The sequence below is a fragment of the Streptococcus sp. DD10 genome (assembly GCF_001578805.1).
Classification (GTDB): Bacteria; Bacillota; Bacilli; order Lactobacillales; family Streptococcaceae; genus Streptococcus.
In genome coordinates this window covers 81,129-97,844 of the sequence record NZ_KQ969162.1, presented here as the reverse complement: position 1 = coordinate 97,844, position 16,716 = coordinate 81,129, and the positions used below count along the sequence as shown (strand labels likewise).

The window sequence follows — 16,716 nt, the reverse complement described above, 5'->3', positions numbered from 1 at the left end:
AAAAAATCCCCCACCAGCCTAAGCCAGTGGGGGAAGTTTCATCTACCTATTTAGTTACCGAAAACGACCAAAACTAGTAACACGGCGACCACTCTCAGACTGACCAACTGCTACATAACGACGATTCCCAGAACCACCGATATAAGTAATCCAGATATACCCATCCACATCACACCAACCATCATAGTTGATTTCTTGACCAGCAGTATACACCGCCACGATTTCAGCACCAAGACCCGCACCAACACGGACATTAAGAGCCGACACTTCCACCGTAAAAATTCCTACCTCTTCGTTGATAGTCACCACACCATCAAACGGCGCAGGCGTAGAAACAGGCGCCTGTGGCGTATCATCCGTAGGAAAGTAAAACCAACCCACGATACCAGAAAAGTCACGAGTATTATACCGAGCAGGACCACCCACATAAAGACTATCAGCATTCCCATCGATATTCTGCTCTATCGTTCGCATAGTATAGCCATCACTATCCTCAATAACCAGCCCCGTATGACCATAGACATGCCCATAGATATAAGTCGTATCCATAACAAAGACCGCACCACGTCGTGGACGACTATCAAGATTCCCCTCTTGATTGTACTCCACCTCATAGCCCAACCCAGCAGCCGAGTCAAGCAAATTAATCGCATTCCCCCAAAGAGCCTGACCAAAAAAGTTGATAGAAATAGCATTAGGCAAATCCACACACTGCGTACCATAAGCCCCATCAGCGTCCGTCCCAACCCCTGCATCTGCTAAGTTTTGTGCAAAAAGCACGACATCATTTACTCTTGCCATTATATTCCTCTTTCCTTATTGTTTCTTCATCTCAGCAAGCGCCCATTCAATAGCACCCGAGATCTGTTCCTCACTAAACTTCCCAACCAACCGATTCGCTCGTATACGTTGCTGTATCAAACGCATAGCCAGCTCCTTTTTCTCATGACTAGGATTCCCAAACTGTTCCGCATATCCCACCGCTTGCTCCGCCCAAGTCAGAAACATTGCAATATTTTTATTCTTAGTATGAGCTACCAACAAACGAATAACATAAAACGCCACAGCTCCGATAACACCACTTTCCCATAAAGCTTGTAACAATTGGATCATTACGCCCCCTCCTTACTTTGGATAAGCTGCTTCAACTCCCTCACATCTTCCCCCAAACTCTTCACCTGCTCAGCCAGAACGAGAATAGCCTTATTCTGCTCATCATGATTATCAAGCCTCCGATTAGCCGACTCCTTAAACTCACGTAGACTCTCAATATCCTTTTCCATAATCGTAATACGATTCTCCTGCTTCGTCGTACGATCCTTCATAGAAAAGTAAAGCACAACCACAGGAACAAGAGAAAACATCAACTGAACCAGCATCTTTTCATATCCCGGCATAAACACCTCCTACTCTCTATGCTCAGAGCTTGGATCAGCCCAGTTAGGATTTCCCTCTGCATCAAATTTCATGATATAAAACTCCTGATTAAACAAATCCGTTACATTAATAGTCGTGGTTGTCCCACCCCACTGATTAAACGCCCAAACAGTCTCAACATCCTTAAACTGACGACGCCCATTGATAACTACAGGACGCTTTTGGACATCACGATACATATAAAAATCATTACTTGCATTCTTACAACGAATGAACTCCCCATTTTCTTTCATGTAATGCAAAGCAGTCGCAAGATCAAACGGTTCCGTAATTTTTGTCAGATCTAGCAAGTTATCTGTGTTTTGAGTTGTTTCTGTCATCTTCTATTCTCCTTTTTCAGCCGGATTCGTTTTCTCATCAAGCAGAGCTTCCAGCTCCATCACTCTTGCCTGAAGTTCAGTATTTTCCTGAGCCAATCGCTGTTTCTCTTCATCAGCCTCCGTCAACTGGATAGCCAACAAGTTTTTAGTCGTTGACTCATTGACCAACCGGTCCGTGAGCTCGTTAATCGTCAAGCCTAACGCCTGATTAAGTTGTTGTTCTTCTTGATTCATGATTATCCCTTTCTATCTTAGAACCCTGATGGATAATAGTCGTAAGAATCCGCATTAGGACCCTTAGAAAAGTTTCCGTTAAAAGCATTTAAAACATCTCTTAGCGACGTATAGTTTCCATTTCCTTTTAAAATCCAGACATCACCAACCTCGATGCGACTATTACGCTCAGCACCCCGATTGTGTGGAGCGATTTTCAAGCCCGAATCAAGCGTCTGAACATCCCAGCCATCTGGATTATCATAAGCAGAGCTAGCCAGTCTGATTTCATCACCAACCACATCCACCGAGTCAACCTGTGGACCGTTCCAAGCACGAATCCCGACAAATCCACCATCATTCGAACTTTCACTGCCCCAACGATTCGACCCGATAACCGTCACACCAGCGAGCCCCTTACCATCCACACGTCCTGTCGCAAACTTGACAAATTGAGTCGGATAACCACTCAAAACTCGTTTCAGCGCAGCCTGATCAGTGTAGTAAAGTATCTGACCATTATTCATCAGGATTTCCATAGCATTGTTCAGCGCTCTAAAAACTCCGCCTGAAATCCGATTCGCCGACAAAGTCACCGATTGAACTTGATTAATGAAAGCCTGCTTAGCAAAAAGCTGTTTCAAGTAAGCTTCGTTCGCCATCAGCTTATCAAAAAGCGCTTGATCAACTTTTAACTTCTCAGCCGTGACAGCCTCAGCCGCCAAATGCTTCGCTTCAACAGCACCCGACTGAACCTTCCCAGCAGTAACCGAGTTCGCAGCCAACTTTTGCGTAGTAACACTTCCGTCAACGATGACATCCCCCGTGATACGCATCAGCTTCGTAAGAGCCGTGATAGAGTCAGGTTCTAGCTTAAAGAGAGAAAAAAGCGTCCTTCCTTTAATCTCCTTCCCCGCTCCCAAAAGGATACGGTCATCGCGGATTTCAATCTCCGACTTCTTCAACGCTCCACCTTCCAAGCTCGATACCGCCGCCTTGATAGTATCCGCCTTTTGATCTAAATTCGATAACCTCGTACTTGTCGTAGCAAGATTTCTCTCAAGACTTGACACCTTAGACGAAATCCCGTCCACCGTCTGCTTATAACTAGCCAGCTTAGTATCCACATAATCCTGACTATTTTCAGGAGCAGGAGACCAAGGTGTCGCCCTAGTCCCCTTTTCGATTTTAAGAAGCTTAGTATGCACCTTATAACGACTAACACCGTCCACACGAACATTCAGCCACCAAAAATTATTTCCAAGCATCTGCTCCGTCAAAGTCACATCATACTCTATCTTGCGCCAGTTGATACCAGCGCTCAGATTACCGATAGAATAAGCAAAAGGATTCCCAGCATTCCACTGCTTAACATCCCCCCACGATTGCAAAACAGCCGTAGCCGTCCTTCCTGTGAACAACTGAACATCATCAATAGAGATTTCCATACTCACATGAAGCTTATCCCCCACGACCAAACCAGATGCCATCACCTTATGTAAATCAGTATTCAGATTAACACCATCAGAACCCGCAACCGTGATAAAATCCGTCCAGTCCTGACTCGTGTTTAAAGCACGATTAACACCGTCTGAACCGACCTTACCAACCTCAACTTGGAACCGCTGATTCGTCAGCACCATCTGAGCGATATTATTAGCAATCCCATTATCAGTATTGCCCAAGATACGCTCGTAAAGCTGACTCGTTTCTCGCACTCGCTGAAAGTCCGCTTGATTCGCCTTACCATTCACAACTGTTTGTATCGTCGCAAAGCGCCCCTCTACCGTTTCCTTATACTCAGCCAGCTTAGTATCCGCATAGTTCTCAAAGTTTTCAGGAGAAGGCTGATAAGCCCGCTTCATCGTGCCTTCATAGACATCAATTTCAGTAAGCCAAACAGTCGCACTCTGCCTATCACTAGAACCAAGATGATCAAACCGCAAAGAAAAACCATCATAGTCCCCACTATTAAACGACACCGTGAACCGCTCAGCCCGATGGGGAGAAAGCCTCTGTTGAAAAACCTCTAATGTCTTTTTCCAAGCATGGTCTTTGTTGGATAACAAACCAACATAAACTCGAAAACCAGACACATTACCTGACATAAAACCAGTAAAAGAAAGTGTATAATCCGTATTCTTCTTGAGTTGATTATAGCGATTCAGCTGGATATAGCACAATCCAGCTTCTTTCGTATCAATGGTGAATAGTGGAACAGAGCTGTTCTTGTAAAAACCATGAGTTCGGTTTGTGAACCATTTTCCGTTCGTTCCGCCCCAGTTCTTATCTCCTAACTCTGCAGCGCCGTTAATAACTAGATTAGGGCTACCTTGATAAAGCTCTTCAAACCGTCGATTAACCCCTCGCACATCCTCCGTATACTGACTTTTCGCTACATAGCTTTGAGAGACATTTGTTCGCTCAGCCGCAATCTGCCGTGCCGTCTCCTCACGACTATACCGCTGCAAGCTCTCTTGTCGCTGACCATCCTTAGAGATATACGTTTCCGCACTCGTCATTCTAGTAAGAATGCCGTTCGCTTTCGTCTCAACTTCTGTCAACTTGCTTAAAGTGTTATTCGCTCTTGTCTCTAGATTTCCAACCTTAGTAGACACACCAGCCAAATTCGTCTCTACCTGCGTGATTCTGCTCGCCTTATCATCAGCTGATTTAACAGATTGCCTGATTTTACCTAACTCTACATCAAACGCACTTGAGCTGACCTTATCCCGTCCTAACTGCTCCACGCTTAGATTGATAGAGTTTACCCCCTGTTGAAGGCTAGAGACAGTCGTAGCCGCCTGATTCGCCCTTTCTTCCAGACCACTAATCTTACTAGAAAGCCCATCCGCTTTCAAGCGAAACTCAGACTGAACCGCACTAATTTGCGCCTTATCATCCTCCGGAGAAGGTTGAAACGGCCGAACTGTCCCCCCCTCGTAGAGGTCGATATCTCCAAAGTACAGATAAGAAGGATTCGCATCTCTTTTTCCACTATTATCAAAACGCAGATAAGCCTCGTCCATCTCGCCCGAGTTAAACTCAAAAGACCGCTCCAAAACCCCATAGCTAGGCAAAACATTCCCCCTAGCGACTAGCTTAACCAGTGTATAATTCTGACTCTCCCCCTTCCTTCTCCCTAGCAAGTAGATAGTATATTGAGAGATATTATCAGACGTAAAAGCCACATAATTGACCCTGTAAGTTGTATTCCTCTTCAGCAAAAAACGAGAAGACGAAGCTTGAGCCGTACCACTCGTTAAACTCTCCAACACAAAAAGATTCCGTTGCCCATTGTAATAAGCTTCATGTTGCCCAGTTCGCACCGTAGGACGAGCCCCAACCGTCCAACCACTCCACCCATCAACAGTAGCTGGAGCGCCACCATTTTGAACCAAGTTAGGCCCCACAAGAACCGTCGTAAACCGAGCCAACAACTCTTCATTATTTCGATTGTAATCAGCCAGATTAACCTTACCATTTAACCCAGCTTGAGCGCTTTCCGCCAAGCTCTTAGCCGTTCTTAACTCGCCCTCTGCAGTCGTCAACCGTGCTTTCGTATCATTTAGCGATGAAGTCTGTTGCTGGATAGAACCCATCAAGTTTTGAACAGAACTTGAAAGATTCCGCTGAGCCGTTTCAGCATTCGTTCGCACCGTTGCCAAGTCACGACTCATACTGGATAAGTCCACTCCGACTTGACCCAGCTTTCTCTTTGCCTCTTCCAACTCCCTCCGAGCCTCTTTCAAGCCATTCTTCTGCTCTTCTGAAAGCCTATTCGCTTCCTTCCGATTTTCAGCAACTTGCGCCTGTATTTCCCTATCTAGCTCTGCAGCATACTTTTCAGCAGCCGTTTTTGATTTCTCGATAGCATCTGTGATTTCGTCCTTCAGAGCATCCGCTTGTCGAGTAAAACTTCTATCTGCATTTTCCAGTTCCTTAGTAAGTCGTTCTTCAAAATCCTGTACTAGAGTTCCCGTTTCGGACTTAACTGTGTCACTTACTAGATTTCCTAAAGCACCACCAAGCGACCCTTTCACCACCCCAAAACCAACCGACTTAAGCCGTTTCCCCATCGGACTGTAATGGTACTTGGTGATTTTTTTGCGCATATCCATGTCAAATGCCTCATGGTAAACAGACACCACATCGTACAGCTTGACAGCTACATCGCCAGTCCCTACCACATCTAGCTCAAGGCTATCCTCGATAAGGTCACAAAGAGTGTTTTTGTAGTAGTCTTTCCCGTACTGAGTCAGACTAGCTAGGTCTTTCACATCTTCATCTGTCACTTCCATATCCGATTCATAAACGTTGACATACTGGCTGATAAGGGGACTATCCACCGTCACTCGCAACCAACGCTCCCGCCGATTATCCCCTTCTCCTTCTTCGATTTTCTTTCGGAAGTGAATCCTTGTTCGCAACTCCTTAGTAGAGGTCGTTTGCTGGTAGCTCCTCATGTTTTTCTTATACATAAAGAGTGACTCATTTTCAGAGCCACCGTTTTTAAGCAGTCTGACTTGATACTTGTCCCGCACCAGGTCGCCACCCCACTGTCCTAAAATCGAGTGCTTATCCTTGACCAACACATCCATTGCAGACCGGTCCGCCACATTAAGCGTATGCCGATCTGATATATCTGAAAAGAAAGAAAAAGGACTATTCCGAAGGATAGCCCCAGCTAGACTGGACATGACCACATTCCCAACCACCTTATCCACATTGACAGAGCTGATAGAGTAGTGATGGAGTAGGGTCATGACTTGGTTCGCATAGACCGTCACATAGCCATGTTGCTTGACCACTTCAAATATCGTAAACAACTGCTCTCCGTCCAAGTCATCAGCTAGTAAGAGCATTTCTTCTTTCAGCAACTTCCACTTCTCATCAGATGTTGGAAACTTAAACGTGAGCTGGTAGGTGCTAGCGTCTTCCTGTACGATGTCATCATCATAACAGCCATTTAGAGGGAAATTTCCCTCAGCTAGATAGATCACACTTTATACCTCCAATTTCCTTTTATCGTGATTTTTTGGATGTTCCCGGTCACCGCCACCCCCGATATTCCTACTGGAATTTCAAAAAATGGCCCCCGTTTTCGAATGGTGTTCCTAACATATCCGATTTTGTCATAGACATTCTGTTTCTTATGCCGACAGTCAATCGTGGCTTTAGTATCTAAGGTCAACTGCATGACCTGTTTACCGATTGTTAAGCTGACCTCTCCTGAACCTTCCAACACGATGACAGGTTCTGAAAAAACCGTACCAGGATTGGTAAGACTGCCATTTCCAGTCAAGGTTATATCAGGTGGATTCTTGACATATCGAAACGGTTGCATGTTGAGTTTGACCGTCACCTCCCAGCCTCCCTTGCCCTTGGGTTTGATGTCCCCTTCGAGCAAGTCAGCGTAAAAGACAGAGTCCGTCTGGTAGCTAAACTCCAACACATTATCCTGAGCCTGAAACTTCTCCAGCAAGGTCAGAGCATCCGCATAGCGAACGATGAACAGCTTGATAGTCCTATCATAGCTATCAAAAGCCCCGTCGGGCAGATTGTAACTCCCATTGACACCATGGAGGGTGACCTTCTCCGCAAAGCGAGGACTGGCAAGTTTGATGTCGCCAAAGTCCATGACCACACTATTTGTAAATCTAGCCGTAGAAAAGCCATTTACAACCAGATAGTTAAACGCCATCAGATACCTTCCCTTCTCATGATACTACCTTGATATTGCCAAGAGCTCTGTGCGATAGACTGCCCATCTAAGTACACGTCAGACGGCTTGTTCAGTAGTTGACCCAGCCAATCATCTAAACTTGACCTTAGAATGGCAATCTCAGACACAACATTTTGCTCCATTTTGCCCATTTGTCCAGAGGACAGCGCCATCGTCGCATTGATGTCCCGACTTAGGACAGGACTGCTTGCCGTGACGTCAAATTCTTCACCGTCAAAGATATCAGACAGCTCACCAGCCATACCGCTGACTGTCGATTTAACACCCTTAAAACGTTCTTGCAAGCTCTTGTCAAACCCACCCATGATAGCATCACCAGCAGGGATGAGGAGCTTGCGGTCGTACTCGATAGGACCCTTGTGGTCACGGATCCAGCCAGCGATACCACCGACAAAGTTTTTAATACCTCCCCAAACAGACTTCAAACCATTTAAAAATCCATTTAGGATAGCACTGCCTGCACTAAACAAATTAATATTAGCAAGACCGCTAAAGATGCCCGTTACCTGCGATACTAGGTTAGACACACCCTGAACCATGTTATTCCACGCATTCTGAGCACCTTGGATAAGCCCGTTGATGATATTTAGAACAGAGGATTTCAAAGCCTCCCATGCACTCGATGCCGTTGATTTGATAGACTCCCACAGCCCAGACAGGAAGCTCATAAAGCTATTCCAAGTATTCTGCGCACCTTGTACCAAACCATCGATGAGATTAGACACCGTGGACTTTATCCACTCCCAAGCGCTAGACGCTGCGTTTTTGATAAAGTCCCAGATAGCAGACAGAGCGTTGGAAAATCCTTCAAAGGTAGCCTTGCCATAGCCAACGATGGCATCCACAACACCAGAAAAGTAGGTTTTGATACCATCCCAAACCAGAGAGACAGCGTTCTTGATACCGTCCCAGATAAGACCCAAGTCAGCACCCAGCTGGGTAAAGTTCCCCGTCACCAGGTCGATAACGATAAGGACAGCACCCAGCACAATAGACTTGATAAGCTCCCAAGCCCCCTCAAAGACCATCTTGATGCCGTCCCACATCTGAGACAAACCATCTTTCATACCATTCCAGAGGTTCATAAAACCATCGATGAAAGGTTGCACCACCGTGATGATAGCCGTCGTCAGCATAGTCCAAGCCGTCGTTGCAGTTGTTTGAATACCTGTCCAGAGATTGGTGAAAAACTCCACCACTCCGTTCCACATATTCTTGACAGCTTCAACTGTGGCATTCCAGACCTCAGTCACACCCGTCCAAAGGTTGTTGGCACCTTCTGAGATACCAGACCAGAGATTGACAAAGAAGTCCGCAATCCCCTGCCATGCCTGCTTGATCCAATCCACAAAAGCAGACCAGATCTGCCGACCAGTTTCTGTTTGGGTAAAGAACCAGACAAGAGCAGCCACCGCTGCTGCAATCCAGCCAACTAGTGGAATAGACGCAATCGCCGTTGTCACAGTCGTAGCAAAACCTGACACAGCTACCTGCGCGATTGTCAATATTCCTTTGATGCCACCTAAAGCACTGATAAAATTAGCAATCTTGACAACGGGCAAACCAACTCCTAGAGCTACAACCGCAGTTTTCAGTAAATCACTTGCAATTTGATTATCTTTGAAAAATTGCGTAACTTGTTTTAACATTTCCGACGCATCACGCAGGAAACCAGTCAGCCCCTCAAAGGCAGCGCCCAGCAGATTGACACTCGTCTCACTACTAGCGATACCCAGCAGGTCGCCGATAAAACTTCCCACGATACCAGCGATATTACCAATGGTCGCTCCGATATTCTCAAAGGTCACACGGATATTTTCACCGATATTGACAATCTGGCTAGCTACACTCTCATCGATCCCCAAGGCTTTCAGAAAGTCAATGTTGTCTTTCTTACTCAATGAACCGAAAATCATGTCATAAAACGTAGAAAAAATCCCCGTCAACTTATCCAGTTCATTCATAACCGTCTCAGCTATCTGATCACCAAATATAGCTGACAAGCCTTCCTGCAAAGCAAAACCGATAATCGTAGGAATACCTTTTAAGATATTTCCTACCATTGGGATGAAATTATCTAAAATAAAGGTTTTCGTCGTATCATACAAAGCTCTCAGAGACGGCTGGATATCCTCGCCCAGCGCCAGTTTACCCAGCACATTCTGCGCAGCTGCCTTCATCGCAGCAAAAGACCCACTAAAGGTCTGTGCCGCCTCCTTGGCAGTTGTCCCTGTGATATCCAGATTTTCTTGTATAGCGTGGATGGCGCTATACACATCGGACAGATTATTGATGTCATACTTGACACCAGTCAGCTTCTGAGCGTCCGCCAGCAGGCGTTCCATCTCAGACTTCGTACCACCATAACCCAGCTTGAGGTTATCCAGCATGGTATAGTTCTGCTTGGCAAATCCCTGATAAGCGTCTGTGATACGGTCCATAGAAGTCCCCATCTTGTTGGCATTATCAGACATGTCAATCATCGCCATATTCGCTACATCAGCCGCCTTCTCCGTGTCGCCGCCAAGAGACGATAACAGACTGGCGCTAAAACTGGTCACGTTTTCCATGTAGCTATTGGCAGACATCCCCGTTGTACGGTATGCCTCGTTAGCGTAGCTTTTGACCTTATCCGCCGAACCTTTGAAAAGTGTCTCAATCCCTCCGAGAGATTGCTGGAGCGCTGCCCCTTCTGACAAGGACGCCGCAAAAGCCTTCCCGATACCAGCTGACGCCACGATACCCGACACCGCCTTGACCAGAGTAGAGCCGAGGCTCATACCAGCACTCTGACCAGCGGCAGTCGCTTCAGGATTGATGATTTTCTGGATAGCTCCACTGATACCCTTAGCAGACGGCATAATTTGCACATACGCCTTCCCTAGTTCTGTCGCCATCAGTCCTCACCTCCCATCTCTTCCAGTAGTTTCTGACGATAGATTTCAAACTCCTCACCAGATGCAAAGACCATCTCCTCCCTTTCCTTGACCTGCTGGGTCAGAGAGTCGAGGATAGACTTGGGCTGGTTGCGCCCCTTGGCTGCGTCCTTGGTCTTCGCCCAGACTAGCTGAGAGAGACGGTCAAAGATACCAGCCCAGAGCATGGTGTCAAAGGCGACCCTCTGACCACTCATGACCAGCTTGATCCGACTATCCTCACGCAGACCATAAGCAAAAACAGCCACTCGCCATGCAGGTAGCTGTCGATAGTCGTAGATACCATAGGTCTCAGCTAGGTCGCAGACCAGCGCATCCTCGTCGGTCTCTAGCATCTTAGCGAGGAAAGTTATTTTTTTACCGCTTCTTGACTGGCAAAGATGTCCTTGATTTCTTCGCTCATCTTGTCCATCGGTACCAGCCCTTCCTCGTCACGGACATGGTCTTTCAGAGCCTCCGCTTGACTACCCAGCAAGAGCTTGATCAGTTTGGGTAGGACGAGGGGATTAGTATCTACCTCAGCGATAGCCTCTACCAGCTCATAGTTTTCCATACGAGAGCGCGGGATTTCAAATTCAAATCCCGTCGCTGTCTTCCCTTTGATAGAGTTCGTATAGGCAAGCGTTGCTGACGCTGGAATCTTTCCACCAAAAAGCACAACCGCTGGTTCTTTTGTCACTTCTTCCATGCTTAAGCTCCTTTCTGGATATATTCATAGTGAGTGTTCCCCTCATCATCAGGGAGAGCGGATACCTTGGTTTCATAGCCCACCGCCTCAGCGTCCTTGTAGGCGATTTCTCCGATTTCCGTCACCTTGCCTTGAGGGATGACAATCCGTTTCAGGACACCGTCTTTCAGCACCATATCCGCTACGAGGACATGAGCTGTCAGCTCCTTACTGTTTGCCTTGATGGTGATACCCGTATCCAACGTCCCACTAACATTATCCGTACCATAGATCTCTTTCATCACGTCCACGTTGAGCGACTCGATGAGCGTATAGCCAAAGGTATCCTTCTTGCTGGTCTGACTAGACAGCACCACATCACCACCCCAAGCGGATACATCTTCGCTCTCTGGTGAGTTTTCATTAGTCATCCCGTCCTCCGAGATATAGCCCAGACTCTTGAAAGCCTCTCCCAGCTTACTTTTGGCATTAGTTGGGAGCGTCGTTCCCAACGGCGCTGAGTAGATAGCACCTCCTACCTTGGGCTTCGCAGCCGTTACCAGCTCAGACCCTTTTTTCACTGCAACTGCACTTGTATCTGATTGTGCCATAACACCCTCCTTTTAAAAATAATAAATATCATATACCGCCTGATAGCGGTACCGCTTGGTCTCCGTATCGGTAAAGTTATAGTCACTGTTTAGCCGAACACCGCTGATGGCATCCAGCCCGATGAGACTGTCCACCGCTACCTTGACCGCTTCGTTGAGCTCCGCCGCCTCTTGCATCGAGCCAGCATAGCTTTGAAAAGTAAAAGTGGCAGACCGTGCAAAGTCACGCCTACCACTCCCAGTCTTTTCGATGAGGACACAACGCTCAGGCATATCCTCCTCATGTTCATAGAAAGACGGCACACCCAGCTGACTATCTAGGTGTCTCTTGATTACCTTTTCGATCATCTAGCGCACCGCCTTTAGTAGTGTATTGTTTTTGAGATTGTCCTTCTTCGCCTTGTAAGTCTTGGCACTGACTGACACATTGGCACGACTTTTCCCCACATAGAGGTCTTGCTCATAGCCATCGCCACAGCGATTTTTGATTGCCGTAGCGTGCTTGTTCAGCACTGTTATCATAGCGCCCGACTTCATCAGCTCAGCCACACCAGCACGGTTCAGCTTAAACTTGAGATTACTCATACCTCTCCACCATCACTTTCTTGTTCCAGTCCAAGGGGATTAAGTGGTCGATGCCCTCCATAGGCAAGCCCACCGTCTTCCACCTCCGACCAAAGAAACGAACCTCACGCCCCTCCCAAGTATGCGTATCCCCCTTGGGAATACCTAACGTGTAAGTCCCTTTCCTACCCGTCAGATTGAGCTGGTTGATGACATTATCAGCAGACGACGTCGGAGCGACAAGGACATTCTCCACCTCGATTTCCACATCACGGTAGATAGGATGACCAAAGTCATCCCGCCCCTCCATGACCTTGTCAATGAGGATAACTGTGATTCCCTTGATTCTCGCCATAGATGTCTAACACTCCATACTTCTGCTTTTTGACCAGACCCAGACGGCGTAGCTCACTATCCTTGATAAAAAGACCCCCACCAGGTACCAAAAACGACCCACTCCAAGAGTAGCCAAGAGCACTCTCACTCGCTTGGGTCATAGGCTCTTGGTCCGTTGAGGTCATCAGCGTCCGCGCCACGATGTCCACCGTCACAGACTTGAGGACGAGAGCATAGCTCATGTCGTAGGCTGCCATCTCATCCAAGTTCTTACCAAACTTGTCCGCTTCCACACGCAGAGACGCAGACACGACCTTGAGCAATTCCTTAGCACGCTTCTCCTCATCAAACTTGAGAGACCGCCACAAAGACTGAACATCTTCAACCGTCGCAAAGTCCTTCATGGCTAGCCCTCAGACTGATGTTCCTTCAGTAGAGCCTGTAATTCAGCCTTATTAGCTTTCTTGTCGTACTCTACCCCCAGCTCATTCAAGCGAGATTGCAACTCAGCAACCGTGAGCTCTTTGTCCTTCTTGTCAGTTACTTCTTCCCAGTTACCTGCCAATTTACAATCAGAAGAAATAACTACGCCAGTTTCTGTATGTGTATATAGTGCCATTTTTTATACCTCCTTAGGCTTTCACACGAGCAAAAGCATTCTCATCAAGAATCCCCCAGCCAATGTAAGCTTCTGCACGCAACAAAATCTCGTTATAGGCTTTCAGGTCACGACCAGAGCCATCAGGGTCACCGTATTCGATGATTTCCATCGGGATGTTTTCCGCATAGCCCCACTTAAAACGATTTTGGAAATCCCCAACGATAACATGGTCCGTCTCAGCTGTACCACCTTTTGCGACCAAGTTCTTGTTGATGTCTGACTTCATACCGTAGAAAGAGTCAGGGTTTTGCCCAAAACGGAACTCAGGATACTGCACCACGCCGTTGACTTTCAGCTTAGCCAGAGCCTGACCAGCAGCTGGAGACAAAGCAAGACCAGTCACCTCACCACCAAGAGCTACGATTTGTTGCACAGCAGCGTCGATGTTATCATCAATTCTTCCTTCCTCAAAGGTAACAATGTTCCCAGTGATAACCCCATCAAAAGAATTTGTCGCACGGAAAGACGCATCTGTCATAGAGCGAGGTTCCAAACCATGGATAGCAGCAAGGTCAAAAGCCTCCGCCATCTTCTTAGCGAAACCATCCATAAATTGAGACAGATATTCAACTTGTTTTTCCTCTGATGCATGCTTAAATTCATCAGTAATACGAGCTTGATAGACAAACTTGAGCGGATTGATAACTTTGCTAGTGAGAACAGCTTTCCCAGCTTGTTTCAACTCACCCTCACCCACGATTTGAGCATTGCCCTCAAGGTTAAAGATGAACTGTTCCACCCCATTAAACGGGATAGGAGTCTGACCTGATAGATTGGCAAGAACAGATTTCCCCTGCACCTTACTGATCAGTTCTTTTACAAGCTCAGGTTTAAACAATGAACCTGATTTTAGTGAATTATTTGTTTGTGACATCGTTTATTCTCCTTTCGGTTGCAATTCACGCAACATCTGCTTCATCTGAGAGGTTTTATCATCTCCCAGCGACGGTTCGGTTTCCTTGAGCGGTGCAGAAGGTAGATGAGGCTTGAGATACCCAGCCAGACGCTCCGCATCTAACACCAGACTCGCCTCATCATCACCCTGCAAACGCTCCGCAAGGTCATAAGGCAAGCCATGCTGTAAAGCGATCTTAGTCCGCAAGCTCGCCGTCTCATAACCAGCCAACTGCGCCTTCAGCTCAGCGATTTCCTGCCCAGACTTGTCCGCACCACCCTTAGCGTCCTCGAGGGACGATTTCAGAGCACCGTTTTCCGTCTCCAACTCAGAAACACGAGCCTTCAGCTGGTCATAATCACCAAACTTGTCACGCTCACGTCTGATGCGCTCCTTGATGATATTGTCCAGCTCTTCCTGTGTTTCAATTACTTTAAATTCTGACATATTGCTACATCCTTTCTCAAGAAAGATACCAAGCCCGTAAAATGCACAGTGAAAATAGGAAATTCACGCTGTGAGCGATGCTCACAAGGGAATTTATCTTTTTCACCCAGCATTTAGGGCGGGTTCAATTCCTGCTTTCCCGGCAGTTCGGTAATTTTTGAGCATCAAAAAAAGCAGTCTCTCAACCGCTCCTTCTAATAACTGATTTTCTGCTTTTTCTTAGGCTTGACCGTAGCACAAGCCCAATGTGCCAGCAAAGCACTATCCATCAAAGAAATATCCATATCCGCAAAATGACTCCGATAGCCAAAACCACCATTTGAACCGATATTACGCTTTTCACAGTTGGTGACCACCTTGGTCAAGGACGGCTGACCAGCATGGCAGAGAGTCTTTTGATAGATACCCTGTTCCCACATAGAATTAGCAACGATGATTTCCTTCACCGTTGGCAGGATAACGTTCTTCACACGCTCCTTTCTCAACTCCTCATCTAGGATTTTCTGACCGCTTGCCCCATCGACCACGACCTGCGCCACATCTGCCCGCTTCAAGAAAGCCACCAGCCAGTCGTTCCCGTTACGGATAGACTGGCAGTCGATTGTCTCGATAAAGACCCGACCATCATCAGCACGTACCGCCACACTCATAGCCACGTTCGTGCCGTCCTGACCATACTTGATACCGACAAAGAGCTTACCAGCAAAGCGAGGGAGTTCCTCAACCTTCAACTCATTCCACTCCGTCTCTGAAATGGCTGACTTCTGGTTGTACTGAGGCCAAAAGCCCAAACGCTGCACATTATGGTCTAGCTTGTCCTCCCCTAGCTCCGCTTCTATTTTCCGCTCGTTCAAATGGTAGCCCATAGACGGATTCGAGTTGTACCACGCCTCCACATCGTTGATGTCCTTTTCAGTATCAACCGACCACTCCGCCCAGCCCGAGTACTTCCCCTTACCAAAGAGGCAGGTTTCCCTGAACTTAGTAAAGACCGTACCACTCGACACAGGCGTAGGAGGTGTCCCACACATGACCGTCATCGGGTTATCACTATCCGTAACCGTGTACTTGAGCGCCGACTCCTGTTCTGTAGTGTACTCCTGAGCCTCATCGATGATGAGCAGGTCAAATCCCTCACCCAGACCACCATTAGAAGTCCGAGTACGAAACTGCACCACACCACCAGTCGAAAAAAGCTCGATACGCTCCTGACCCTTCGCACGGATAGAACTAAAGTCCTCCCCATCCACATAGCCCATCTTCTCCAGATACCGCTTGACCTTCTCAAAAGAAGAGTGAGACGTAGAGATACGATGAGCCGTATGCAAAACGTTTAAGCCCGCATGCAGCCCATCGATTTCAAGGATATAAAGGATTTCAGACTTCCCATTCCGCCGAGGAATCGAGTAACCAAACTTCTGATGCACCCAAAGACCATTCTTGTCCACCGCCATCATCGGCAAAAGTAGGTTCTTCTGCCAAGCGTAGCAAGACAACCCCGTCCGCTCATACAGCTCAATCGCCCGATTCGCCAATGAATTTTTCTTGACGTGCTTTAAAATCACCGATTGAGTAGGATTCTGATTGCCAAGTTTCTTCTTCCTCGCCATTCTAACGTCCTTTCAATCGTTCTCGCATGATAACCCTATCGCTGGGATGACTTAATTAATTACGTTTAAAATATAGTTTTTAGCAACATCTAGCATTCCCAACGCCTGCAAACTACTTTCCCAGCTATAGCCAAGATTTATCTCACCATCTTTATCCAAAGAAACTACCAACACCGAAGTATAGTTATGACTAGCCTCAAGATTTTCCTCCAAAATTTCTTTCACAGAAGCACCACGCTCCAGACTAGACTTTTTCTCTGAAAAATCAATCGC

Annotated in this window: 20 protein-coding genes; all 20 read right to left on the bottom strand. The window is 47.0% G+C overall.

Annotated features, from left to right (window positions below; all coding sequences use genetic code 11):
- Positions 1-54: 54 nt before the first annotated feature.
- Complete coding sequence (locus STRDD10_RS07770) at positions 55-801, bottom strand: CHAP domain-containing protein (RefSeq protein WP_067194698.1); 747 nt, start codon at positions 799-801, stop codon at positions 55-57.
- Between the two features lie 15 nt (positions 802-816).
- The gene (locus STRDD10_RS07765) at positions 817-1,113 is read right to left on the bottom strand and encodes a phage holin (protein ID WP_067194695.1); all 297 of its coding nucleotides are present in this window, start codon (positions 1,111-1,113) and stop codon (positions 817-819) included.
- Positions 1,113-1,397, bottom strand: coding sequence for a DUF7365 family protein (locus tag STRDD10_RS07760; RefSeq protein WP_067194693.1), 285 nt, complete (start codon positions 1,395-1,397; stop codon positions 1,113-1,115). The genes STRDD10_RS07765 and STRDD10_RS07760 overlap by 1 nt, the downstream gene beginning before the upstream one ends.
- 9 nt (positions 1,398-1,406) lie before the next feature.
- Positions 1,407-1,757, bottom strand: coding sequence for a hypothetical protein (locus STRDD10_RS07755; protein WP_067194690.1), 351 nt, complete (start codon positions 1,755-1,757; stop codon positions 1,407-1,409).
- Positions 1,758-1,760: 3 nt separating this feature from the next.
- Positions 1,761-1,991 (bottom strand): hypothetical protein, encoded by a 231-nt coding sequence (locus STRDD10_RS07750; RefSeq protein WP_067194688.1) that lies wholly within the window; start codon positions 1,989-1,991, stop codon positions 1,761-1,763.
- A 17-nt stretch (positions 1,992-2,008) separates the two neighbouring features.
- The gene (locus tag STRDD10_RS11615) at positions 2,009-6,973 is read right to left on the bottom strand and encodes a phage tail spike protein (RefSeq protein WP_067194685.1); all 4,965 of its coding nucleotides are present in this window, start codon (positions 6,971-6,973) and stop codon (positions 2,009-2,011) included.
- Complete coding sequence (locus tag STRDD10_RS07740; RefSeq protein WP_067194682.1) at positions 6,970-7,674, bottom strand: phage tail protein; 705 nt, start codon at positions 7,672-7,674, stop codon at positions 6,970-6,972. The genes STRDD10_RS11615 and STRDD10_RS07740 overlap by 4 nt, the downstream gene beginning before the upstream one ends.
- Positions 7,674-10,613, bottom strand: coding sequence for a phage tail protein (locus tag STRDD10_RS07735; RefSeq protein ID WP_067194679.1), 2,940 nt, complete (start codon positions 10,611-10,613; stop codon positions 7,674-7,676). Before STRDD10_RS07735 ends, STRDD10_RS07740 begins: the two co-directional genes overlap by 1 nt.
- Entirely contained in the window at positions 10,613-10,987 is a 375-nt protein-coding gene (locus STRDD10_RS07730) for a DUF5361 domain-containing protein (RefSeq protein ID WP_067194676.1), read from the bottom strand. Before STRDD10_RS07730 ends, STRDD10_RS07735 begins: the two co-directional genes overlap by 1 nt.
- Positions 10,988-11,001: 14 nt before the next feature.
- A complete protein-coding gene (locus STRDD10_RS07725; protein WP_067194759.1) occupies positions 11,002-11,205 on the bottom strand; it encodes a hypothetical protein in 204 nt (67 codons plus the stop codon).
- Between the two features lie 137 nt (positions 11,206-11,342).
- Entirely contained in the window at positions 11,343-11,930 is a 588-nt protein-coding gene (locus STRDD10_RS07720; RefSeq protein ID WP_067194673.1) for a phage tail tube protein, read from the bottom strand.
- 12 nt (positions 11,931-11,942) lie between these two features.
- Positions 11,943-12,278: a hypothetical protein gene (locus tag STRDD10_RS07715; protein ID WP_067194670.1), complete on the bottom strand. Its 336-nt coding sequence runs from the start codon at positions 12,276-12,278 to the stop codon at positions 11,943-11,945.
- Complete coding sequence (locus STRDD10_RS07710; protein ID WP_067194667.1) at positions 12,279-12,515, bottom strand: hypothetical protein; 237 nt, start codon at positions 12,513-12,515, stop codon at positions 12,279-12,281.
- Entirely contained in the window at positions 12,508-12,849 is a 342-nt protein-coding gene (locus tag STRDD10_RS07705; protein WP_067194664.1) for a hypothetical protein, read from the bottom strand. The genes STRDD10_RS07710 and STRDD10_RS07705 overlap by 8 nt, the downstream gene beginning before the upstream one ends.
- Positions 12,812-13,234 (bottom strand): phage Gp19/Gp15/Gp42 family protein, encoded by a 423-nt coding sequence (locus tag STRDD10_RS07700; RefSeq protein WP_067194661.1) that lies wholly within the window; start codon positions 13,232-13,234, stop codon positions 12,812-12,814. The genes STRDD10_RS07705 and STRDD10_RS07700 overlap by 38 nt, the downstream gene beginning before the upstream one ends.
- A gap of 2 nt (positions 13,235-13,236) precedes the next feature.
- Positions 13,237-13,449 carry a HeH/LEM domain-containing protein gene (locus tag STRDD10_RS07695; protein WP_067194659.1) on the bottom strand — a complete coding sequence of 71 codons (213 nt, stop codon included), beginning with the start codon at positions 13,447-13,449 and terminating at the stop codon, positions 13,237-13,239.
- Positions 13,450-13,462: 13 nt separating this feature from the next.
- Positions 13,463-14,365 (bottom strand): phage major capsid family protein, encoded by a 903-nt coding sequence (locus tag STRDD10_RS07690; RefSeq protein ID WP_067194656.1) that lies wholly within the window; start codon positions 14,363-14,365, stop codon positions 13,463-13,465.
- A gap of 3 nt (positions 14,366-14,368) precedes the next feature.
- Positions 14,369-14,833 carry a capsid assembly scaffolding protein Gp46 family protein gene (locus STRDD10_RS07685; RefSeq protein ID WP_067194653.1) on the bottom strand — a complete coding sequence of 155 codons (465 nt, stop codon included), beginning with the start codon at positions 14,831-14,833 and terminating at the stop codon, positions 14,369-14,371.
- 194 nt (positions 14,834-15,027) lie between these two features.
- A complete protein-coding gene (locus STRDD10_RS07680; protein WP_067194650.1) occupies positions 15,028-16,443 on the bottom strand; it encodes a terminase in 1,416 nt (471 codons plus the stop codon).
- 51 nt (positions 16,444-16,494) lie between these two features.
- Positions 16,495-16,713 carry a hypothetical protein gene (locus tag STRDD10_RS07675; RefSeq protein WP_067194757.1) on the bottom strand — a complete coding sequence of 73 codons (219 nt, stop codon included), beginning with the start codon at positions 16,711-16,713 and terminating at the stop codon, positions 16,495-16,497.
- Positions 16,714-16,716 lie beyond the last annotated feature (3 nt).